Below are 21577 nucleotides of genomic sequence, written 5' to 3'. Positions count from 1 at the left end.
ACAGATGTCAATCACCACGGAGGTCCGGCCGGCGACCAGCCGGCCGGCCACCCGCAAGCGCAGGACCGTCAGCCGGCGTCAGCGTCCACTGTGGATGCTGGCGCCGGGGGGCGTCCTCATGGTCGTCGTCATCCTGGTGCCCCTCGCGGTCGCGCTCCTCGTGTCGCTGCTCGACCTCGACCAGTACACGCTGCGCGAATGGACCGGCGCCCCCTTCATCGGCCTCGACAACTACGTCGAGGCGCTCACCGACACCCCGCTGCCGCACGCGATCTGGATCAGCGTCGGCTACTCGGTGCTGGTCACCGTGGCCACCCTGCCGATCGGGCTGGCCGCCGCGCTCGCCACCCAGCAGCGCTTCCGCGGGCGGGCGCTGGTCCGCTCGGCGTTCCTCATCCCGTACGTGCTGCCGGCGTTCGTCGTCGGCACCGTCTGGCGCACGATCCTGCAGCCGTCCGGCCCGGTCAACGCGATCCTCGGCGAGCAGCACCTCTGGCTGAACGGGCCGCTGAGCTACTGGGCCCTCGTCGTCGTGCAGCTGTGGACGTCCTGGCCGCTGGTGTACCTCCTGGCGCTCTCCGGCCTGCAGGGCATCGACGGCGAGGTGCACGAGGCGGCGGCGCTGGACGGCGCCGCATGGTTCGCGAAACTCAGGTACGTCATCTTCCCCTACCTGCGCGGTGTGCTCGGCCTCGGACTGGTGATCTCGTTCCTGCACAACCTCAACAACTTCACGCTGCCGTACGTGCTGTTCGGCGTGCCCGCCCCGCACGACGTGGAGGTGCTGCCCGTGCTCACCTACGTGGAGAGCTTCCAGAACTTCCGGTTCGGCCTGAGCGCGGCGATGGCGGTGCTGTCACTGCTGCTGGTGTCGATTCCCCTCGCGTTGTACCTGCGCGCCGTCCGATTGAACAGCGATGAAAGCTGACGTGCAGCGGCTGCTGCCGCGCTGGCTGCAGACGGTCGTCGTCGCGCTCATCCTCGCCTTCGCGCTCGGACCCGTCGCCTACATGCTGCTGGCATCGGTCAACGACGATCTCGCCGTGACCCGCGGCGAGGTGTGGCCGTCGGCCTGGCACCCCGGCAACTACGCGAAGATCTGGTCGACCGTGGAGCTCGGCGCCGGCCTGGGCAACAGCCTCCTCGTCGCCGGGACCGTCGCGCTGGTCTGCGCCGTCGTGTCGGTGGCCAGCGCATACGTGCTGGTGCGGTACACCTTCCTCGGAAAGGGCCTGATCCTGCGCGGGCTGCTCGCCCTCCAGAGCATCCCCGGCACCCTGATGCTCCTGCCGGTGTTCGTGCTGTTCGCGAACCTCGCCACCGTCCTCGGCATCCAGGTCATCGGCACCCGGTGGGCGCTGTTCGTGACCTACCTGACGTTCGCGCTGCCGTTCTCGACCTGGGTGATGGTCACCTACCTGCGCGGGCTGCCGCACGAGCTCGACGAGGCCGCCCGCCTCGACGGCGCGTCGTCGTGGCGCATCCTGCGCTCGATCGTCATCCCGCTGAGCTGGCCGGGCCTGGTCGTCGCCAGCATCTTCGCGTTCCTGCTCGGGTGGAACGACGTGCTCTTCGCGTCGGTCATGACCAACCCCGACAGCCGCACCGCCGCCGTGGCCCTGCAGGTCTTCGGGGCGACCCAGGAGGGCGGTGCGATCCCGGTGTACGGGCAGCTGATGGCCTCGGCGCTGGTCTGCGCCCTGCCCGTGGTGGTGTTGTACCTCGCGTTCCAGCGGTTCCTGGTCGGTGGCCTGACGGCCGGAGGGGTCAAGTAAATGCTCAACGTTGCGATCGTCGGCGCCGGCATCATCGGCGGCAACCACGCCGACGCGATCGTCCGCCACCCGCGGCTGCGGGTCGCGGCGGTCGTCGACTCGGTGCCCGCGGCGGCCACGGCGCTGGCGTCGAGAATCGACCCGGCGCCGGTCGCGTGTTCGACGCTGACCGATGCCCTGGCGCTGGGGGGCATCGATCTCGTGGCCATCTGCACGCCGAGCGGCCTGCACGTCGAGGCGGCCGAGGAGACGCTGCGGGCCGGCGTCCACCTGCTGGTCGAGAAGCCGCTGGACGTCTCGCTGCCGAAGGCCCGCGCGTTCGCGAAGGTCGCCGCCGAGGCCGAGGCACGCGGCCTGACCTGCGCGATGGTCAGCCAGCACCGCTTCGACCCGGCCCTGGTCGCCGTCCGCCGGGCGTTCGCGGAGGGCCGCCTGGGCCGGCTCACCTCGGCCGTCGTGTCGATGCCGTGGTTCCGGGAGCAGTCGTACTACGACAGCGCCGACTGGCGGGGGACGTGGGCCTTCGACGGGGGAGGCGCCCTGGCCAACCAGGGGATCCACCTCGTCGACCAGATGCTGGCCCTGCTGGGCCGCCCCGCTGAGGTCTACGCGCAGACCGCCCGCGTGTCCCACGAGCGGATCGAGGTCGAGGACCTGGCCGCGGCCACGATCCGGTTCGCGTCCGGCGCCCTCGCGGTGCTGCACGCCACGACGAGCGCCCGCCCCGGCCTGCCGGTCCGGCTGGCGGTGCACGGCACGGAGGGCTCGGCCGTGCTGCACGACGATCAGCTGGAGTACTTCTGGTCGGCCGACGGTGCGGAGCTGGCGCTGCCGGCCTCGGAGCGCTTCGGCGCGGCGCGGGAGCCGGACGCGTTCGTCGTCGGGCACCTCCGGCAGTACGACGACCTCGTGGAGGCCGTCGAGACCGGCCGCCCGCCGGGCGTGCGGGTCGCCGACGGCCTGCTGGCCCTGGCGCTGGTCCGCGCGGTGTACGTGTCGGCCACGCTGGGCCGCCCGGTCGGCTTCGAGCAGGTGCTGGACGGCGCGTTCGACGACGTCATGCCGTTTGTTGAGGAGCTTTCGTGAAATTCTCGGCCTTCACCGCATCCACCCCCGACTGGACCCCCTCGGAGGCCGTCCGGATCCTGGCCGCCCAGGGCTACGACGGCGTCGAGTGGCGAGTCACCGACCAGGACGACGCCCCGGTCCCCGGCTTCTGGGCCGGCAACCGCGCGACCTGGCCCCTGACCGGCCTGGAGGCACAGCTCCCGTCGATCGCGGCGATCACACGCGACGCGGGCCTGGAGATCTCCGGCATCGCGGGCTACGCCAGGTCCTACGAACGCGACGACGTGGCCCGCCTGATCGCCGCGACGTCGGCCCTGCGGGCCGGCCGCCTCCGCGTCGCGATGCCGCTGCTGCGCTCCGGCCACTACCGCGACCTGTTCGCGGACGCCCGCAAGGACCTGGCCTGGGCCGCGTCCCTGGCTCTTGATCACGGTGTGACGATCCTGGTCGAGCTCCACCACGAGACGATCACGTCGTCGGCCTCCGCCGCGCTGCGCCTGATCGAGGACCTGGACCCGGCGACGGTGGGCGTGATCCACGACCTGGGCAACCTGGTCATCGAGGGCTACGAGGACCACCGCGCGGCGTTCGAGATGCTGGGCCCGTACCTGCACCACGTCCACGTGAAGAACGTGGCCTGGCACCCGTCACCCCCGTCGCCGGACGGCGTGGTGACCTGGCGGCCGGACTGGTCCCCACTCCGCGAGGGCCAGGCGGACGTGGCGGCCTACCTGCGGCTGCTGCGCGAGGTGGGCTACGACAGCTGGATCACGCTGGAGGACTTCTCCACGGCGGTACCGCTGGAGGAGCGCACGGCCGACAACCTGGCCTACCTCCGCTCCGTCCTCAGCTGAGCCGTTCCCGGCCGGCCTCGGCCGCCCGCGCCCCTGAAGGCAGCAGCGTCGGTCTTCGGCGCTGCGGTTGGGCAAGACCGGCCTGTCGACGGATCTCTCGGGGACGACGCGGGCTCGTACCCTCGGGTCATGTATCCCGCGCCTTGGCTCCGGGCGTCAGATGCCGACCGTGAGGCCATCGTCGCCCACCTCGGCGCGGCAGCTGCCGACGGGCGGCTGACCTTGGACGAGTATGCCGATCGGACCCGATTGGTGTATGGCTCGCGTACCTGGGGTGAGCTTGCCCGTCTGGTCCATGACCTGCCGGCGCCGCCGATGGCGGATGCGAGGGCGACGAAGAGCGTCGCGTCAACGGCTCCATCAGACGGTGGGCTGCCGTTGGCTGCCCTGATCTGCGGCGTCGTGTCGATTCCCGCCGTTGCCTGTACCCCCGTCGGTGGTGTGACCGGCATTGCGGCGGTCGTGCTTGGCATCGTCAGCCTGCGCACCGCCGGCCGCGGCGTGGCCAACAGCAGGGGGATGGCTGTGGCCGGTCTGATCTGCGGTCTCGGTGGTGTGGCCCTGCAGGTCGCAATGATCGTGTTCATGGCTCTGGTTGAATCCAACCTCGAATAGGCACGCTTGGAGATGCGGTTCGGGCGCAGCAAACGACGGCGGCTCAGGACCCGGCTCCGGGTTGCGGGGCGGTTGCACACTGGAGGTATGGCCTGGTGGGGGCGGCCGGCGTGTCCGGTGCGGCAGGTGGAGCAGGACTGGATCGAGACGCGGCTGGACTGGCTGCAGGGACAGTTCGGCGACGGGCGGCTGCGCGGCACCGTGGTGCTGCCGACCGACGAGTTCTTCCCGGGTGAGTACCGTGGCACCCGCGCCGACGTCAGGGCGGTGCTGGAGCGGCTCTGCGCCCACATGGGCGTCGACCCGGCGCGCATCGAGCTCGAGCACGACGAGTCCGACGACAACCGCGAGCTGGCGAACTTCGTCCCGCTGTCGTCGCGCTGGTCCGGCGCGGCCGGCCACCACCGGGTGCGCGACGGCCGGTCGGTGATCGGCATCCACGACGACCAGGCCGCCGCCCCGATGTCGCTGGTGGCGACGATCGCCCACGAGCTGGGCCACGTCCTGCTGCTCGCCGACGGGCGCATCACGGCCGACAGCGAGGACCACGAGCCGCTGACCGACCTGCTGACGGTCTACTTCGGCCTGGGCATCTTCGGCGCGAACGCCGCCTTCGAGTACACGGCGGACACCGCCCAGTACCGCACGACCCGCCTGGGCTACCTGACCGAGCCGATGTACGGCTACGCGCTGGCCCGCTACGCCTGGCTCCGCAACGAACCCGACCCGCCGTGGGCCCGTTACCTCGACACGAACCCCCGCACGTACTGCAAGCGCGGCCTGCGCTATCTCAGGCAGTGACACGGCGGAGGTGGGTGGTTGCGGCACACATTCGCCGAAACGCGTATGTCGCCGGGCGCCGGGGCGGAGTTAGCGTTGACCGATGACGGAGCGTGACGTTCGTGGTCTGGCCGGCGTCGTCGACGCCCGGCACGACGAACCGACCGACGGGCTGCCGTGGGCGGTCATGAGCGCCCTCGCGGCGCTCGTGCCGTGCGATGCGGTGTCCTTCTACGAGGAGGACACCGCGGCCTGCCGGACCCTGCTGCTGCAGTGGGACGAGCCCGGCGACCGGTACCTCGGCGACGACTGCGACCCGCCGGCCGACGAGGGCTTCTGGGCCGCGGCGCGGCAGTTCGAGCCGTGCACCTACCCGGGGCGCACCGGCGACCTGGCCACGGCGGTGCGGTGGTCGGACTTCTACTCGCCGGCGGCGCTGCGCAACGCCCCGCTGGTCGCCGGGTACTACGGCCCCGGGGGCCTGCGTCACGGGATGCACCTGGCGTTCCCCGCGCCGCACGGGCAGATGCGGAAGGTCTCGTTCTGGCGCGGCCCCGGCCGGGACTTCAGCGACCGCGACCGGCTGGTCGCCGAGCTGGTCCGGCCGCACCTGTGGGAGATCCACGCCGAGGGCCGGCGCCGGCGGGCGGCCGCGCCGCGGCTCACCGGCCGGGAGCGGGAGGTGCTCATGCTGGTCCGCGAGGGCCTGAGCAACGCCCAGATCGGCCGCCGCCTGGTCATCGCCGAGTCGACGGTCCGCAAGCACCTGGAGCACGTCTTCGCCCGCACCGGCGCCCGGTCCCGCACGGCCGCGGCGGCGCTGGTCGCGGCGCGCGAGTGACCGTCAGGGAAAGGCGCGGCTCGATCGTCAGGGAAAGCGCGCTTGATCGCCAGGGAAGGCGCGGCTTGATCGCCAGGGAAGGCGCGGCTTGATCGCCAGGGAAGGCGTGGCTTGACCGTCAGGGGAAGGCGCGGCGCAACGCCGCCGTGCGGCTCGCGACCTCCAGGCGCGCGAACACGTTCTCCAGGTGCTTGCGGACCGTGTGCTCGCTGATCGACAGGTGCCGCGCGATCTGGCGGTTGGTCAGGCCGTCCTCGATCAGGCGCAGCAGCTCCCACTGCCGGCTCGTGAGGTCCGGGACCGGGTCGCGGCGGCGCAGCAGCGCCCGGTGTGCCGCCAGGACGTGCGGGCGCAGCAGGGTGATCAGGCCGCGGTCGCGGTCGTCGAAGTCGGGGTCGTGCCGTCCGCGGTGCAGCACCAGCCGGAGCTCCCGGCCGGCGCCGGCCTGCCAGCAGGCCTGGAGCGAGTGGTGCAGGCCGAGCGGCCGGCAGAACTCGAGATACAGGGGCGTGCGGCGCATCTCGGCCAGCGTGTAGCGGTCGGTGGACTGGCGGACGGTCCGATACGGCTGGGCCGGATCCTGAAAGCCGCAGGATGTCGGAAAGAGATCCCAGAATACGTCGTCCTGATCCGGATCGTAGGCCGGCTGGTCGAGACCCTGATCGTAGAAATAGCTGCGCCGGGAGGCGTCGAAGCTGCCGAATTCGATCACTTCGCAGCGGACGAGCCCGCGCAGTTCGTGCAGGATCGACCAGGGCAGGCCGTCACCGTCGTCGCCCAGGTCAGGAGCCTCGGCGATGCGCAGCATGCGGTGCAGGTCGTGGTCGGGAAGCGAGATCGGGGTCATCGCCTGCACCCCCTTTCCGCGCCAGTCTATTGGCCCGGCCGGGGCCGGCGGAATACGCGCAATGTCGTATCGTGCCCGGCCGTTGCGCCGATCGAAACTGCGTTCATGAGAAATGTGATTTCGATGATCGCCATTGTCGGCGGCACGGTATTCGCCACGCCGGCGGCCGCGCAGGCCACGTACCCGCTGCCGGAGGCGCCGGTCGTCGAGCGGGTCGAGGTGCGGGTGCCCGTCGACGACGAGCGGGCCGAGATCGTCCAGATGCAGGTGGCCGCCGTCGTGGGCGCCGTGGTCGGCGGGATGGTCACCGCGGCCCGCATGCGCCGGCGGCGGTCGGCCGCGCGGCCGGCCGGGACGGGACTCATCGAGCTCCCGTGAGCCGCAACCCGCCTACAGCGGGTCAGCAGGCGTAGGCGAACGTGACCCAGCCGTCGAGGTACGCGGTGCTGCCGCCGTTGTTGTAGATGTAGACGTACAAGGTGCCGTATCCCTGCAGGGAGGACGTGCTGACCTTGTAGGCCACACTCGTCGGCTTGGCGTTGTAGTAGGTCGAGACGACCGAGTTGTACAGCGGGAACGCGATGGCGGGGGACGGGTAGTCGCCGACGTACACCGTCGTGGTGACGCCGGTGACCGCGTAGCAGACCGCCGCCGTCGCCGGGCCGGCCGGGCCCAGGACGGCCGCGGCGACCGCCGAGACGCCGGCGACCGAGCTGTAGGCGAGCGCGCGGCGGAGTTGACGTCCGAGCATGATGTCCTCCTTGTGCACTGTCAGTACAGGAAAATCACCAGTGCCGTGCAGGGGCCGAGGTCGCTGGTGACCTCGGCGTACGCCTCCAGGAAGCGGGCGCCGTCGTGCTGGACGAGCGCGGGGTCGCGCTGGAGGTCCATGGTCACCTGACCGTGGAAGTCGCCCGGTGTGTCGAACGACAGGCTCGACGGGCTGGTCGGATAGTCGAAGGCGGCCGGCACCGGGCCGAACCGGAACGTGTACTTCCCGGCGCCGGCGACATCCACGGGTGCCGAGGCGTAGGCGTATTCGCCCGCGTTCGCGGCGAGCTTGGAGTCCTTTCCGGGTGGCCTGGTGAGGGACGCCTTCGCCGCCCTGAGCTGACCCAGCCGGACGGCGGGGTCGATGCCGGTGCACCGGCCGTCCGTGGGCGGGTCGGGCCGCGCACCGGCCGGTCGCGCTGCCGGCGGGTCGGAGCCGCAGGCCGCGAGCGCGGCGAGCGACGCAATGAGTGCCGCGGTGATCCGAATTCGCACCCGTCAATCATCAGGTGCAATTTGCATTCGAGAACATCGATGAATATGAGTGAGCCGGCGAGTGATTCCGCTCAGGGGGCGCGGCGGAGGTGGGTCACGGCGCTGTCGTGGTTGCGGAACAGGGTCGCGTCCAGGCCGTGCGTGGCCAGGAACGCCGACGTGAACAGCGTGCCCGTCTCCGCGTCCTGCCACCGCGTCGACGGCGGGAGGAACGGCAGGCGGGGCGGGACGTACGGCTCGCCGTAGCGGTGGCCGGCCAGCCACTGGAAGACCGCCACCTCGTCCGCCAGGACGTAGGCCAGGGCGGGGGCGGTCGACGTCGCGGGGGAGCGCAGGCGGTGCAGGGCGCCGTGCTGGACGATCGGGCGGATCCGCTTGTACTGCGCGATCAGCGCCGCGGCCTCCGTCTGCTCGTCGAGCGTCCAGTGGGTCAGGTCGCCGCCGATGCCCAGGACGCCCGCCATCGCCACGTGGAAGCGGAAGCGCAGCGGGAGGCGGTTGCCGGTCAGGAAGTTCGGCGCGTCGGTCACCCACGCCGTCATCGTCCGGGCGGGGTACACCTGGCCGAAGCCCTCCTGGATGTGCAGGCGGTCGGCGGCGTCGGTGTTGTCGCTCGGCCACACCTGGTCGGTGCGGGCCAGGATGCCGGGGTCGACGCGGCCGCCGCCCGAGGCGCAGGACTCGAACCGGACCGTGGGGTGGTCGCGGCGGAGGCGGTCGAGGATGGCGTACAGGGAGAGCGTGTGGGCGGCCGGCCAGGACGGGTCCGGGCCGGGGTCGGTGACCGGGCGGTTCATGTCCCACTTGACGAACGCGATGTCGTGCTCGGCGAGCAGCGCGTCCATCCAGCCGTGCAGCCAGGCCGCGACCTCCGGCTTCCCCAGGTTGAGGACCAGCTGGTTGCGCATTTCGTGGCGGGGGTAGCCGGGCGTCGCGTACACCCAGTCGGGGTGCGCGCGGTACAGGGCGCTGTCCGGGTTCACCATCTCCGGCTCGACCCAGATGCCGAACCGCATGCCCAGCTCGTTGACCCGGGCGATGAGCGGGGCGAGGCCGCGGGGGAAGCGGTCCGGGTTCGGCGTCCAGTCGCCGAGGCCCGCGTCGTCGCTCAGGCGGGCGCCGAACCAGCCGTCGTCCATCACGAACAGCTCGCAGCCGAGGGCGGCGGCCCGCTCGGCCAGGGCCAGCTGGTTCGTCTCGTCCAGCCGGAAGCCGGTCGCCTCCCACGAGTTGTAGAGCACCGGGCGCAGCTCGGCGCCGGACGGCATCACGTGCTCGCGGAGGTACCGGTGCCACATCCGGCTGACGGCTCCGAAACCGTCGCCGGTCCACAGGCCCGCCGACACCGGGGTCGTGTGGGTCTCGCCGGCGGCGAGGGCGAGCGATGAACCGGCGCCGGCGGTGGCCACCACCCGGCCGGCGGGCTGGCGCTCGACGTCGATGTGCCAGGTGCCCGACCAGGCCAGGGCGGCGCTCCACACCTCGCCGGCGGTCTCGGTGGCGGTGCCGTCGTCGAGGGCGAACCACGGGTTCTGCGTCGGGCTGGTCGTGGTGCGGCGGCTGCCGAGCCGCACCAGGCCCGCGGTCAGCGCCTCGCGCCGCAGCTGCCACTCGGCGGCCCACCGGCCGTGCACCGAGGACAGCCGGTAGTCCTCGCGGCGGGGCGGGCACCAGGCCGCGCTGTCGGCCCGCAGCACCTCGACCGGCTCGCCGGCGCGCAGCTCGGCCCACCGCTCGACGACGTCGGACACCACGCGGTAGTGCAGGAGGAGCCGGACGGCGCGGGTGAGCTCGGTGAAGTACAGCCGAAGGTGATCCCCGTCGATCGACGCCGACACGAACCGCCAGCGCACGGTGCGCTGCCCGTCGGGGAAGCGCAGCGCGAGCGACGGCGTGGCGAAGCGCAGGCCGCTGTCGGACGGGTACTCCTCGTGGCCGTCGAGCGCGCTCTCCCAGCCCCGGGCCGTGCCGAGCGGCACCCGGGCCAGCGCCAGCGCGGTCTCGTCGTCGACCGGGGCGCCCCAGTGGGCGGTCAGCGGCACGTCCTCGCCGCCGAGGTGCACGACGTAGGCGCTGCCCGGGGTGCGCAGCACCCAGCAACCGAACGTGGGTGACGAGATCACTGCCCGGCCCACGCCGCGCCCAGCAGCGCCGCGTGCTCGGTGTCGTGCACCGGCCGGGCCGGCACGTCGAGGGCCAGGGCCGGCTCGATGAGGTCCCACGCGCCGGTCATCGACCCGCCGACCACGACGACCTCGGCCCGGAAGCGCTCCAGCCACTCGGTGAGCAGCCGGCCGAGGGCGCCGAACGCCTCCCCGACGACGGCGTTGGCGTCCGCATCGCCGGCGCGGGCGAGCTCGGCCAGGCCCCGCATGCCGTCCACGGTCGTTCCGGAGCGGTCACGGTACCGCCGGATCAGCGCACGATCGGAGACCACGTCCTCGATGTTCCGGCCGTCGACGTCGCAGAAGTGGATCTCCCCGTCCGGCGGGACGTCGGGGCCGCTGGACACGATCGCCCCGTCGGCGAGCCAGCCCGACCCGATGCCGGTGCCGAGGGTGACCGCGACCGCGCGGCTCGCCCCGACCGCCGCGCCGCCGACCCACTCGCCGAGCAGGAACGCGTCGGCATCATTGACGAACGTGAACGCCTCCGGGCGGGCCGGGATGGCCGCCGCGAGCGTCTCGCGCAGGCTCACCCCGTGCAGCTTGTCGAACTTCGCGACGCCCTCGTGCAGCGAGACCCCGTTGACGTAGTCGAACGGGCCGGGCATGGCCACCGCCCAGCGGTCGCCGGGGTCCGGGTCGAGCCGCTTCGCCGCGTCAGCGAGCACGCCGACGATCGCGTGCGCGTCGCGGCTCGGGTCGAGGTGGTGCCGCTGGCGGTCCAGCACCCGGTGCCCGTCGAGCTGCACACTCGCCGCGGTCACGTGACTACCGCCGACCTCGAGGACCCGCACCAACCCATGCACGGCGGTAACGTTACTGCACACATGATCGGCAGGAGGCTGAGCTGGTGACCGCGGAGCACGACCCGAACCGCTTGCTGGACCCCGACGGCGGACTGCCGGAGGCGCGGCCGCCCTGGCCCGCCCGCGACAAGCTGCGGATCACCGCGGTGCGGCCGATCGTGACCGCGCCCGAGGGCCTGCCGCTCGTCGTCGTGAAGGTCGAGACCTCGGATCCGGGGCTGTACGGGCTGGGGTGCGCGACGTTCACCCAGCGCTACGCCGCCGTGGCCGCCGCTGTCGCCGAGCACGTCGGCCCGCTCGCCGTCGGGCGGCACCCGGCCGACATCGAGGACATCACGCGCACTGTGCACTTCTCGTCGTACTGGCGCAACGGCCCGGTGCTCAACAACGCCCTCTCCGGCCTGGACCAGGCGCTGTGGGACATCGCCGGCAAGCGGGCCGGCCTGCCGGTGTACGAGCTGCTCGGCGGCCGGGTCCGGGGCGGGGTCGAGGTCTACACGCACGCCTCCGGCAGCTCGACCGACGAGGTGCTGGACGAGGCTTCGCGGTTGATCGCTCTGGGGTACCGCTGCATCCGCCTCCAGCGGGCCGAGCCCGGGCTGGGCAGCTACGGCGCCGCGGGCACCGGAGGCCACTACCCGGGCTCGCCGAATCCCGACGGGTGGGACCCCGAGCGGTACCTCCGCGGCACGCCCTCGCTGTTCGAGGCGGCCCGGGAGCGCCTCGGCCGCGAGATCAACCTCATGCACGACGTGCACAGCCGGCTCACCCCGAAGCAGGCGATCGTGCTGGCCCGCTCGCTGGAGCCGTACGGGCTGTCGTTCCTGGAGGACGTCATCCCGCCGGAGCACTACGACCGGCTCCCCGAGGTCCGCGCCGCGTCGCCCGTCCCGCTCGCGGTCGGCGAGCAGCTCGGCTCGGTCGTCGACGCCGCCCGCCTCATCCGCGACGGTGGTGTCGACCTCATCCGCCTGCACACGTCGGCGGTCGGCGGCCTCACCCCGACCCGCAAGCTGGCGGCGCTCGCGGAGCTGTGCGGGGTGCGCACGGCGTTCCACTCGCCGGCCGACGTGTCCCCGGTCGGCGTGGCCGCCAACCTGGCGGTCGACGTGTCGAGCCCGGCGTTCGGGTTCCAGGAGTCGCACGAGTACAACGAGGCCACGCACGAGGTCTTCCCCGGCTGCCCGGACGTGACGAACGGCTACATGTACCCCTCGGACCAGCCCGGCTGGGGCGTCGACCTCGACGAGCGCGAGGCGGCGAAGTACCCGCCGACGAAGTTCCTCTTCGACCGCTGGGCCGCGGTCGTCCGCCGCCCCGACGGCGCGCTGGAGGCGCCGTGAGCGGTCCGGAGCGCAGCGGAGGGGCCGCTCACCAGAGGCTCAGCGAGGTCTCGCGGGGCCGGAGCGAAGCGGAGGCGCCGTGAGGGTGCTCGTGACGGGGGCCGGCGGCAACATCGGCCGGGCCGTCGTCGGTCATCTGCTGGAGTGCGGTGACTCGGTGGTCGGGCTGTCGCTGGAGCCGGCCGACCTGCCGGTCTCCCGCCTGGTCGTCGGCTCGGCGGGCGACCCCGCCGTCGTCGCCGACGCGCTCGGTGACGGTGTGGATGCCGTGGTACATCTGGCGGCCCGCCCGTCACCGGACCACGGCACGCCGCTGGAGGTCTTCGGCGACAACACCCGGGCGACGTTCGTGGTCCTGGACGAGGCGGCCCGCCGCGGCGTGCGCCACCTGGCGTTCGCCGGCAGCTACGCGATGTTCGGCACGGCGTTCTCCCCGCACGGCGCCCACCCGCCGTACTACCCGCTCGACGAGCGGGCGCCGCTGCAGGTCGCCGACCCGTACGCGCTGTCGAAGCAGGTCGACGAGGCGACGGGCGAGATGATCGCCCGTCGCTACGGCGCCGCCGTGGTGTCGCTCCGCTTCCCGTACACGGTCGGCTGGGACCAGCTGCGCCGGATGGCCGCGCGGGTCCGCGCGGACCCGGCGGTGACGGCCCAGGACTCCTGGTCGTACCTGCACGTGGACGACGCCGCCGTGGCCGCCCGCCTGGCGGTGACGGTGCCGGGGGAGGGCTTCCACGCGGTACTGCTGGCGGCCCCGGAAACGCTGGCGCCCTGGCCGACGGAGGAGCTCATCCGCCGTTACCACCCGGACACCCCGATCCGCGAGCCGATCCCCGGCCGCAACACCCCGATCGACACGTCGGCTGCGACGAAGCTGCTCGGTTTCCACCCGACCCGTCATCTGGAGATGCAGGGGTAAGTCGGAGGTCAGTCGGTGTTGACGACCGTGAGTTCGACGCGGTTGGTGTAGAAGGCGACCCGCTTCTCGATCGGGGACACCTCGGGGTACGGGGTCTCGTAGGTCCACACCACGTTGTCCAGGTCCCCGATGCTGTAGTACGACGCGTCGCCCTTGTACGGGCAGTACGTCGAGTGGTCCGTGCGCTGCAGCGCGGACTCGTCCACGTCCGACAGCGGGATGTAGTAGACCGGCGGGTACGTCGCCTCCCGGAGGGTCAGCGCGTCCTGCGTGTCCGCGATGACCTGCTCACCTACGCGGACGACCACGCGGGCCTTCGACGGTTCGATCGTGATCGGGTGGTCCGGTCCTGGTACCAGATGCGGTCGGCTCATGCGATCAACACTATGCAGGAAGCAGCCTGTCGACCAGGCGAGCGGCCGTGGCCTCGTCCAGGGTCTCGGGTAGGAAGATCACGCGGTAGACGATCGGGGCGATCACCGTGTCGATGACCTCCTCGACCGTCACCGCGGAGTCGGTGACCAGCTGCGCGGCCTCCAACCGGCGGTTGCGCAGGCAGTCGGACAGGCCCTCGCCGGCGACCGCGGCGCCGGCCCGCAGCAGGGCGGCGTTCACCGGCTTGCGGTAGTGGGCCACGATCTCGGCCGCCCACGCGGTCAGGTCGTCGCGCAGGCTGCCCGTCGACGGGAGCGGGCGGGACGGGTCCAGGCGGTACGTGGCGATGTCGTTGATCATCGTGGCCGCGTCGCCCCAGCGGCGGTAGATGCTCGTCGGGTTGACGCCCGCACGCTCGGCGACCAGCGGGATCGTGACGCGCTCGGCGCCGCGCTCGCGGACCAGGTCCTCGACGGCCGCGCGGATCGAGGTCAGGACGGCCGCGCTGCGGCCGCCCGTCCGGCGGGCTGGGGCCGTCATGTGAGCCTCCTAACGCAAAAACTTTTGCTTTAAGTGCCCGGTCAAGGGGTACCGTCCCAGCGTAACGCAAAGGGATTTGCTTTAGGAGTGCGCCGAATGACCACCACCCTGTCGCCGCGGCTCGCCTTCACCGGAGCGGGGATCGCGTTCGCCTCGCTCTACCTCGCCGCCGGCGCGCCCACGCCGCTGCTCGTGCTGTTCGAGCGCCAGTGGGGCTTCGCGCCGTGGGTCCTGACCATCGCCTTCGCCGCGTACGCGATCGGCCTCCTCGCCGCCCTGCTGGTGGTCGGGTCGCTCTCCGACCACGTCGGGCGGCGGCCCGTGCTCGTGGGCGCGCTCACCGTCGAGCTGGTCGCGATGCTCATGTTCGTGTTCGCGCCGAACATCGGCTGGGTGATCGCCGCGCGGGTCGTGCAGGGGGTCGCCACCGGGGCCGCCAGCAGCGCCTTCACGGCAGCGCTCGTGGAGCTGGCGCCGCCCGAGCACAAGCGGCTCGGCGCGATCGTCGGCGCCGTCGCGCCCGCGGGCGGGCTGGGGCTCGGCGCGCTGCTCACCGGCGTGGCCGTCCAGTTCACCCACGAGGCGAACCGCATCGTGTTCATCACGCTGGCGGTGCTGATCCTCCTCGGTACCGTGGCCGCCGCAGCCTCCGCGGAGACCGTCACCCGGCAGGCGGGCGCGCTCGCGTCGCTGCGGCCCCGGGTCACCATCCCGCCGGGCGCGCGGCGCGAGTTCGCGGCCGCCGCGCCGGTGCACCTCGCCTCGTGGATGTTCGCCGGGCTGTTCATGGGGCTGTCGCCGTCGATCATCCGCGACCTGTTCGGCATCGACAGCGGCCTGCTCAACGGGGCCACCGCGTTCGTGCCGCCGACCGCGGCCGCGATCGCCGGGTTCGTGCTCGGGCGGCACGCGCCGCGCCGGGTGATCGTGCTCGGGGCGGCCGCCGTGCTGACCGGGGCGGCGATCGTGGTCGCCGGCCTCGCCGGGCACGTGCTCGCGCTGCTGTGGGTCGGCGGGCTGATCGGCGGCGCCGGGTTCGGCGCCTCGTTCTCGGGAGCGCTGCGGGCGGTCGGGCCGCTCGCCGAGGCGCACCAGCGGGCCGGGCTGTTCGCGGCGGTGTTCCTGGCGGCCTACCTGTCCTTCGGTGTCCCGGCGATCGTCGCCGGGCAGTTGGTCGCGCCGCTCGGGCTGCTGCGCACGACGCTGTGGTACGGGCTGGCGATCGTCCTCGCCGCCGCGGCGGGGCTGGCGGCGCAGTGGCGGATGACGCTCAGGCCGGCCGTGTGAGGACCGACGGCATCGGGGTCGACCTGTATATGTAGGAACGTGAAACGTTCGGAGATTCAGGACGCCGTCGGCGACCTCGGCTGGCGGTACGTCCTCGGCACCATCCGCGCCACGGTGCCGGTCGGCTCGATCGGGCAGGCGGCCGAGGTCGCCGCCCGGTGCGCCGCCGCCGGCGACGCCCGGCTCCAGCTCCAGTTGACCAAGGACCATGTCCTGCTCACGCTGCCGGCCGAGGCGATCGAGTCGGCCCGGCGGCTCACCGCGACCGTGCGTGAGGAGGGCCTCGCCACCGGGCCCGGCGGCACGCAGCTGGTCGAGCTGGCCATCGACGCGCTCGACATCCCCGCGGTCAAGCCGTTCTGGCGGGCGATCTTCGCCTACGAGGACGAGCAGGGGTACCCGAACGCCGTGGTCGACCCGCTCGGGGTCGGGCCGGCGGTGTGGTTCCAGCAGATGGACGCGCCGCGGCCGCAGCGCAACCGCATCCACTTCGACATCTCGGTCCCGCACGACGAGGCACCCGCCCGCATCGAGGCGGCGCTCGCGGCCGGCGGGACGCTTGTGTCGGCCGACCGCGCGCCGGCGTTCTGGGTCCTCGCCGACGCCGAGGGCAACGAGGCGTGCATCACCACCTGGCAGGGCCGCGACTGATGTACGCCGACGACTACATCGCCTCGATCGTCGGCCCGCCCCCGCCGGGCCCGCCGGCCACGGTCGACGAGGTCCTGGCGATGCGGGCCGGGTCGCGTGAGCGCGCCCGGCTCCGGCCACCCGGGCCGGACATGCCGGTCACTTCCGGTCAGATCGGCCGGATTTCGGTTCGGCGGTACCGCCAGGGCCCGGACCGGATCGTGTTCGCCCACGGCGGCGGGTTCGTGCTCGGCGACCTGGAGACCCACGATGCCTTCTGCCGGCGGATCGCCGCGGCGACCGGGCACACCGTCGTCGCCGTCGACTACCGCCGGGCGCCCGAGCACCCCTTCCCGGCCGCGGTGGACGACGTCGTCGCCGTGGTCGAGCACGAGCTCGCCGACGGCGGGCGGGTTGCCGTCGCCGGCGACTCGGCCGGCGGCTTCCTCGCGATCCAGGCCGCCCTGCGCTTCCGCGAGCGGCTGTCCGGCCAGCTGCTGACCTGCCCCCTGGCCGACCTCGCGCTGGCCGAGCCGAGCGTCGCCGAGAAGGGCAGCGGCTACACGCTGGAGATCCGTGACCTGCGGGAATGGCTGACCTGGTGGGCGCCGGACGGTGCCCCCGATGTGAGCCCCCTCGAGGCCGACCTGACCGGGCTGCCGCCGGCGCTCGTCGTCACCGCCGAGCACGACCCGCTGCGCGACGGCGGCGCCCGGTACGCGTCCCGGCTGCGGCGGGCCGGCGTGGCGGTACGACACCGGACCGAACCCGGCCTGGTGCACAACTTCTCGACGATGACGCACGTCTCGACCGGTTCGGCCGCCGCCGACCACCGCTTCCTCGCCGACGCCGCCGCGCTGACCCGGTAGCGGCTTCCCGACACCACTTGTGTGGTGGGCGCAGACTGTTGTTAGCGTCGGCCGAAGATCCGCAAGCCGCAAGAAGGGGAACTGCCGTGGGACTCTGGGACAAGGTCCGGGGCGAATTCATCGACATCATCGAGTGGCTCGACGATAGTCGCGACACGATCGTCTGGCGGTTCCCGCGGTACCAGAACGAGATCAAGATGGGCGCCAAGCTCGTCGTCCGCGAGTCGCAGACCGCCGTCTTCGTCAACGAGGGGCAGATCGCCGACGTCTTCACGCCCGGCACCTACACGCTGCAGACGCAGAACCTGCCGATCCTCTCCACGCTCAAGGGCTGGAAGTACGGCTTCGACTCGCCGTGGAAGGCCGAGGTGTACTTCGTCAACACCCGGCAGTTCACCGACTTCAAGTGGGGCACGCAGAACCCCGTCATGATGCGCGACGCCGAGTTCGGCATGGTCCGGCTGCGCGCCTTCGGGGCGTACTCGCTGCGCGTCGTCGACGCCGAGAAGCTCCTGCGCGAGCTCGTCGGCACCGACCCGCAGTTCCGCACCGAGGAGGTGCAGGAGTTCCTGCGCCAGCTCATCGTCGGCCACCTCGGCAGCGCCCTCGCCGCCGCCCAGGTGCCGGTCCTCGACCTGGCCGCGCAGCAGCTCGTCATCGGGCAGAAGCTGGCCGGCGTGCTGACCGAGGAGCTGTCCGGCTACGGCGTGCAGATCCCGAAGTTCATCATCGAGAACATCTCGCTGCCGCCGGAGGTCGAGGAGGCGCTCGACAAGCGCACCTCGATGGGCGTGCTGGGCAACCTCGACCAGTACACGAAGCTCCAGGCGGCCAACGCCATGGAGGACGCGGCGAACAACCCCGGCGGTGCCGGCGAGGGCTTCGGCCTGGGCCTGGGCATGGCCGCCGGCCAGCGGATGGCGGCGGCCGTGGCCCCGTCGGCGACCCCTCCGTCAGCGGCCCCTCCGCCGGCGGGTCCTCCTCCGCTGCCCCAGCAGGACCAGTGGTTCGCCGGCATCAACGGCACCCAGGCCGGGCCGTTCGACCTGAACGCGCTCGGCGCGCAGGTCCGCTCCGGCGCGATCGGCCGCACCACGCTCGTCTGGAAGAACGGCATGGCCGCGTGGACCCCGGCCGAGCAGGTGGCCGAGCTGGGCTCGCTGTTCGCCGCCGTCCCGCCGCCCCTGCCGCCGCAGGGCTGACCGCCATGGTGCTGCAGACCCAGTACCCCTGCGCGGGGTGCGGCGCCAACGTGGAGTTCGCGCCCGGCACGACGGTGCTGCGCTGCCCGTACTGCGGGCACGAGACCCCGCTCGCCGCCCCGACCCGCGAGGTCCGCGAGCACGACTGGGAGCAGTTCGCCGAGCTGCCCCGCAAGCCGGTCGCGCTGCTGGCCAAGCACGTCTTCACGTGCCAGAACTGCGGCGCCTCCACCGAGTCGGACGCGATCTCGGACCGCTGCCGGTTCTGCGGCGCGGCCGTCGTCGCCGAGGTGAACCCGGCCGACCAGGTGGTGCCGGAGGCGGTACTGCCCTTCACCCTCGACAAGCGGCAGCTGCGCGAGTCCCTGGGCAAGTGGGCGTCGTCGCGCTGGTTCGCGCCGAACGGCCTGAAGAAGGTCAGCGAGGCGGAGTCGGCGAAGAGCACGTACCTGCCGCACTGGACGTTCGACACCCGGACGGTGTCCGACTACCGGGGCGAGCGCGGCGAGCACTACTGGGACACGGAGACGTACACCGTCAACGGGGAGACGAAGACCCGTCAGGTGCGCAAGACCCGCTGGTACCCGGCCAGCGGCACGGTCGGCCGCAGCTTCGACGACGTCCTGGTCACGGGCACGACCAAGGTGACGCCGAAGCACCTCGAGGCCCTCGACCCGTGGCCGCTCACGGACGCCGAGCCCTATCGCCCGGAGTACCTGGCCGGCCACGAGACGCTCCGCTACGACGTCGAGCCGGAGGAGGGCCTGGAGGACGCCAAGGCCAAGATGGCCCCGGAGATCGAGGACGATTGCCGCCAGGACATCGGCGGCGATGAGCAGCGGGTGCATCAGGTCGACACGGAGTACTTCGAGACGACCTTCAAACTGATGCTGCTGCCGGTCTGGCTGGCCTGCTACGTCTACGCGGGCAAGACGTTCAACATCCAGGTCAACGGCCGCACGGGCGAGGTGGCCGGCGAACGCCCGTACAGCGCCGCCAAGATCGCCGCCGCGATCACCGCGGGCGTCCTGGTGGTGGCCGCGATCGTGTTCCTGATCTGGTACACCCGGACCCATTGATCCAATTCGTGCCGTTCGATGCAGACTGGCAGTAGTCTGTTGGGCACGGATCGTGAGATCGGGGAGGGTTACGATGACGCCCGATGCGCTGGCCATGATTGTGGCGGCCGCGATCGCCGCGAAGGGCGCGGAGGTCGCGGTCGCGTCCGGGCGCGGCGCGGCCGAAGCCCTGGTCCGATTGGTCCGGGCCCGGCTGCGCCGCCGCGGCCCGGACGCCGCTGCGCTGGAGGCGGTCGTCGAGCGGCCCGCCGACCCCGCCGGTATCACAGCTCTGGCGGCGGCGCTGCACCGCGCGATGGTCGACGACCCCGGCCTGGCCGCGCGGCTGCGGGCCGCACTGCCGGCGGGTGACGTCGTCAACCACTTCGGTGGCACCGCGACGAAGGTGGTCCAGGCCCGCGACATCCACGGCAACGTTGTGCTGTGACCGCCAGCAACGACCTGTCGGGCAGCGTCGCCGGGTCGGCGGTCCAGGCCCGCGACATCCACGGAGGCGTACACCTGCACGGCGTCCGGGCCGGCCCGCCCGTGCCCCGCCAGCTGCTGCCCGCACCGCCCGGCTTCGTCGGCCGGGCCGAGCAGCTCGCCGCCCTCGACCGCGTCCTGGCGCCGGACGGACCGCCGCTCGTCGTGCTCAGCGGGCCGGGCGGCGCGGGCAAGACCGCGCTGGCCACCATCTGGGCCCACCGGGTTGCGGGCCGGTTCCCGGACGGACAGTTGTACGTCGACCTGGGCGCGTTCGGTGCCGCCGGCCCGGTCGAGCCGGCCGACGCGCTGGCCGGACTGCTCCGCGCGCTCGGTGTGCCGGCCCGGCTCGTCCCGGCCGCCCCGGCCGAGCAGGCTGCGCTCTACCGCTCGCTGACGGCCCGGCGGGCGGTGCTCGTGGTGCTCGACGACGCGGCCTCCGCGACGCAGGTCCGGGCCCTTGTGCCCGCCTCGCCGGCGAGCCGGGTCGTCGTGACGAGCCGCCGCCGGCTTCCGGGCCTGGTGCCTGACGGCGCCCGGCTCGTCGAGGTCGGCCCGCTGCCCGCGGCCGACGCGGAGGCGCTGCTCGTCCGCGCCGTCGGCGCCGAGCGGGCCGCTCGCGAGCCGGGCGCCACCGCTGAGCTCGCGGCGCTGTGCGGCGGGCTCCCGATCGCGCTGAGCGTCGCGGCGGCGCGGCTGGTCGTGCGGCCCGCCCTGTCCGTTCGGGGCGCGGTGGCCGACCTCGCCGCCGCGGCAGACCGCCTGCACGAGCTCGCGGTGCCCGGCGGCGTCCCGGTCCGGGCGGTCCTCGACACGTCGTACCGCGCGCTGGACCCGTCCGCTGCCGCGCTGTACCGCCGGCTGGCCCTCCATCCTGGCCGCGATTTCGGCTCCGGCGTGGTCGCGGCGCTGACCGCCGACCCCGGCGCCCTCGACCGGCTGGCGGACGCCAACCTCGTGGAGGAGACGGCCGAGGACCGGTTCCGCTTCCACGTGCTCGCCCGGCTGCACGCTCGGCGATGCGCTGCGGGCGACGAACCGCTCGGCGCGGCGCGGCTTGCGATCCTTGAGTGGTACCTCGCCGCCGCCGCGGCGGCCGACCGGCTGCTGACGCCGCACCGGCGGCGGCTGCCCTACCGGGCCGGCGTCCCCGCGGTGCCCGTACCGGCGTTCGACGGGCGGGCGAGCGCCCTCGCCTGGCTGGAACGCGAACGCGGCAACCTGGTCGCCGCGACTGCCGACGCGGCCGCGATAGGGCGGCCCGAGCTCGCCTGGCACCTGGCCTACGCGCTGTGGCCGCTGTTCCTGTACGGCAAGCACTACCGCGACCGGCTGACCGTCGACGGGATCGGCGTCGACGCCGCGCTCGCGTGGGGTGAGCCGTGGGCGGAGGCGGTCATGTTGAAGCGGCTCGGCCGGTCCTGTGCGGCGACCGGCGACCTGACGGCGGCGTTTCTCCACACCGAGGCGGCCATGGCGCGGTACGGCGAGATCGGTGACCGGACCGGCCAGACCGACGCGGCCGAGGGCCTCGCCGGCATGCACCGGGAGGCCGGCGACAGCGACACCGCGGCGGCGCTCTACGCCGAGGTGCTGGCCGTGCGGCGGGAGTTCGGCGAGCCACGGGCGACGGCATTGACCCTGATCAACGTCGGCACCCTGCTGACCGCGCTCGGCCGGCCGGACCGCGCCGTCCCCGTGCTGCGCGAGGCGGGCGACCTGCTGGCCGGCCTGGCCGCCCCCGATCCGCACAACGCCGCACGGGCCGCCGTAGCCCTGGCCGGCGCCCCCAGCGTCCGGGTGATGGTCGACCGCACCGGCGGCCGGGTCGAGGCGGTCGACGCCGAC

24 protein-coding genes are annotated in these 21577 nt (G+C 72.9%); 17 read left to right on the top strand and 7 right to left on the bottom strand.

The genetic code is table 11. From position 1 onward, the window contains the following. Positions 1-4: 4 nt before the first annotated feature. The 7 genes from ABZS66_RS29570 to ABZS66_RS29540 all read left to right on the top strand — a co-directional run bounded on the left by ABZS66_RS29570 (position 5) and on the right by ABZS66_RS29540 (position 5933). On the top strand, positions 5-928 hold the full coding sequence (locus ABZS66_RS29570; RefSeq protein ID WP_354763273.1) for a sugar ABC transporter permease: 924 nt from the start codon (positions 5-7) through the stop codon (positions 926-928). Continuing rightward, positions 918-1775: a carbohydrate ABC transporter permease gene (locus ABZS66_RS29565; protein WP_354763272.1), complete on the top strand. Its 858-nt coding sequence runs from the start codon at positions 918-920 to the stop codon at positions 1773-1775. Before ABZS66_RS29570 ends, ABZS66_RS29565 begins: the two co-directional genes overlap by 11 nt. Further along, positions 1776-2861: a Gfo/Idh/MocA family oxidoreductase gene (locus tag ABZS66_RS29560; protein WP_354763271.1), complete on the top strand. Its 1086-nt coding sequence runs from the start codon at positions 1776-1778 to the stop codon at positions 2859-2861. Then, positions 2858-3697, top strand: coding sequence for a sugar phosphate isomerase/epimerase family protein (locus ABZS66_RS29555; RefSeq protein ID WP_354763270.1), 840 nt, complete (start codon positions 2858-2860; stop codon positions 3695-3697). The genes ABZS66_RS29560 and ABZS66_RS29555 overlap by 4 nt, the downstream gene beginning before the upstream one ends. Before the next feature lie 129 nt (positions 3698-3826). After that, positions 3827-4312, top strand: a complete 486-nt coding sequence (locus ABZS66_RS29550; RefSeq protein WP_354763268.1) for a DUF1707 and DUF4190 domain-containing protein — start codon at positions 3827-3829, stop codon at positions 4310-4312. A 126-nt stretch (positions 4313-4438) separates the two neighbouring features. Next, entirely contained in the window at positions 4439-5113 is a 675-nt protein-coding gene (locus tag ABZS66_RS29545; protein WP_354763266.1) for a hypothetical protein, read from the top strand. Between the two features lie 82 nt (positions 5114-5195). Then, a complete protein-coding gene (locus ABZS66_RS29540; RefSeq protein WP_354763264.1) occupies positions 5196-5933 on the top strand; it encodes a helix-turn-helix transcriptional regulator in 738 nt (245 codons plus the stop codon). 118 nt (positions 5934-6051) lie between these two features. Here the strand turns inward: ABZS66_RS29540 and ABZS66_RS29535 are convergent, their stop codons facing one another. Continuing rightward, positions 6052-6741 (bottom strand): LuxR C-terminal-related transcriptional regulator, encoded by a 690-nt coding sequence (locus tag ABZS66_RS29535; RefSeq protein WP_354763262.1) that lies wholly within the window; start codon positions 6739-6741, stop codon positions 6052-6054. Positions 6742-6903: 162 nt separating this feature from the next. Here ABZS66_RS29535 and ABZS66_RS29530 point away from each other — a divergent pair, with 162 nt between their 5' ends. Continuing rightward, entirely contained in the window at positions 6904-7158 is a 255-nt protein-coding gene (locus ABZS66_RS29530) for a hypothetical protein (protein WP_354763260.1), read from the top strand. Between the two features lie 22 nt (positions 7159-7180). Here the strand turns inward: ABZS66_RS29530 and ABZS66_RS29525 are convergent, their stop codons facing one another. The 4 genes from ABZS66_RS29525 to ABZS66_RS29510 all read right to left on the bottom strand — a co-directional run bounded on the left by ABZS66_RS29525 (position 7181) and on the right by ABZS66_RS29510 (position 11017). Continuing rightward, entirely contained in the window at positions 7181-7531 is a 351-nt protein-coding gene (locus ABZS66_RS29525) for a hypothetical protein (RefSeq protein WP_354763258.1), read from the bottom strand. A 20-nt stretch (positions 7532-7551) separates the two neighbouring features. Then, positions 7552-8046 carry a hypothetical protein gene (locus tag ABZS66_RS29520; protein ID WP_354763256.1) on the bottom strand — a complete coding sequence of 165 codons (495 nt, stop codon included), beginning with the start codon at positions 8044-8046 and terminating at the stop codon, positions 7552-7554. Between the two features lie 71 nt (positions 8047-8117). Then, entirely contained in the window at positions 8118-10139 is a 2022-nt protein-coding gene (locus ABZS66_RS29515) for an alpha-galactosidase (protein ID WP_354763255.1), read from the bottom strand. 26 nt (positions 10140-10165) lie between these two features. After that, positions 10166-11017, bottom strand: a complete 852-nt coding sequence (locus ABZS66_RS29510; protein ID WP_354763253.1) for an ROK family protein — start codon at positions 11015-11017, stop codon at positions 10166-10168. A gap of 44 nt (positions 11018-11061) precedes the next feature. Here ABZS66_RS29510 and ABZS66_RS29505 point away from each other — a divergent pair, with 44 nt between their 5' ends. Further along, entirely contained in the window at positions 11062-12360 is a 1299-nt protein-coding gene (locus ABZS66_RS29505) for an enolase C-terminal domain-like protein (RefSeq protein WP_354763251.1), read from the top strand. A 79-nt stretch (positions 12361-12439) separates the two neighbouring features. Further along, on the top strand, positions 12440-13282 hold the full coding sequence (locus tag ABZS66_RS29500) for an NAD(P)-dependent oxidoreductase (RefSeq protein WP_354763249.1): 843 nt from the start codon (positions 12440-12442) through the stop codon (positions 13280-13282). Between the two features lie 8 nt (positions 13283-13290). Here ABZS66_RS29500 and ABZS66_RS29495 read toward each other — a convergent pair whose 3' ends face one another. Together ABZS66_RS29495 and ABZS66_RS29490 are read right to left on the bottom strand one after the other, a co-directional pair. Continuing rightward, a complete protein-coding gene (locus ABZS66_RS29495) occupies positions 13291-13656 on the bottom strand; it encodes a DUF427 domain-containing protein (protein WP_354763246.1) in 366 nt (121 codons plus the stop codon). A gap of 10 nt (positions 13657-13666) precedes the next feature. Continuing rightward, positions 13667-14197: a TetR/AcrR family transcriptional regulator gene (locus ABZS66_RS29490; protein WP_354763244.1), complete on the bottom strand. Its 531-nt coding sequence runs from the start codon at positions 14195-14197 to the stop codon at positions 13667-13669. Between the two features lie 96 nt (positions 14198-14293). Between ABZS66_RS29490 and ABZS66_RS29485 the strand changes: the two genes are divergently transcribed. The 7 genes from ABZS66_RS29485 to ABZS66_RS29455 all read left to right on the top strand — a co-directional run. Beyond that, positions 14294-15484 (top strand): MFS transporter, encoded by a 1191-nt coding sequence (locus ABZS66_RS29485; protein WP_354763242.1) that lies wholly within the window; start codon positions 14294-14296, stop codon positions 15482-15484. A 39-nt stretch (positions 15485-15523) separates the two neighbouring features. After that, positions 15524-16135 carry a VOC family protein gene (locus tag ABZS66_RS29480; protein WP_354763240.1) on the top strand — a complete coding sequence of 204 codons (612 nt, stop codon included), beginning with the start codon at positions 15524-15526 and terminating at the stop codon, positions 16133-16135. Further along, positions 16135-16983, top strand: coding sequence for an alpha/beta hydrolase (locus tag ABZS66_RS29475; RefSeq protein ID WP_354763238.1), 849 nt, complete (start codon positions 16135-16137; stop codon positions 16981-16983). The genes ABZS66_RS29480 and ABZS66_RS29475 overlap by 1 nt, the downstream gene beginning before the upstream one ends. 86 nt (positions 16984-17069) lie before the next feature. Next, the gene (locus ABZS66_RS29470) at positions 17070-18185 is read left to right on the top strand and encodes an SPFH domain-containing protein (protein WP_354763235.1); all 1116 of its coding nucleotides are present in this window, start codon (positions 17070-17072) and stop codon (positions 18183-18185) included. A gap of 5 nt (positions 18186-18190) precedes the next feature. Beyond that, positions 18191-19264 (top strand): hypothetical protein, encoded by a 1074-nt coding sequence (locus ABZS66_RS29465; protein ID WP_354763233.1) that lies wholly within the window; start codon positions 18191-18193, stop codon positions 19262-19264. A gap of 73 nt (positions 19265-19337) precedes the next feature. Next, positions 19338-19691 (top strand): hypothetical protein, encoded by a 354-nt coding sequence (locus tag ABZS66_RS29460; protein ID WP_354763231.1) that lies wholly within the window; start codon positions 19338-19340, stop codon positions 19689-19691. Then, on the top strand, positions 19688-21577 hold a 1890-nt coding region (locus ABZS66_RS29455), incomplete at its 3' end, for a tetratricopeptide repeat protein (RefSeq protein ID WP_354763229.1). The genes ABZS66_RS29460 and ABZS66_RS29455, both read left to right, overlap by 4 nt.

This window comes from Dactylosporangium sp. NPDC005572 (assembly GCF_040605515.1).
Taxonomy (GTDB): domain Bacteria; phylum Actinomycetota; class Actinomycetes; order Mycobacteriales; family Micromonosporaceae; genus Dactylosporangium.
The sequence above is the reverse complement of the archived record's forward strand: the minus strand, read 5'-3'. Positions and strand labels throughout refer to the sequence as shown.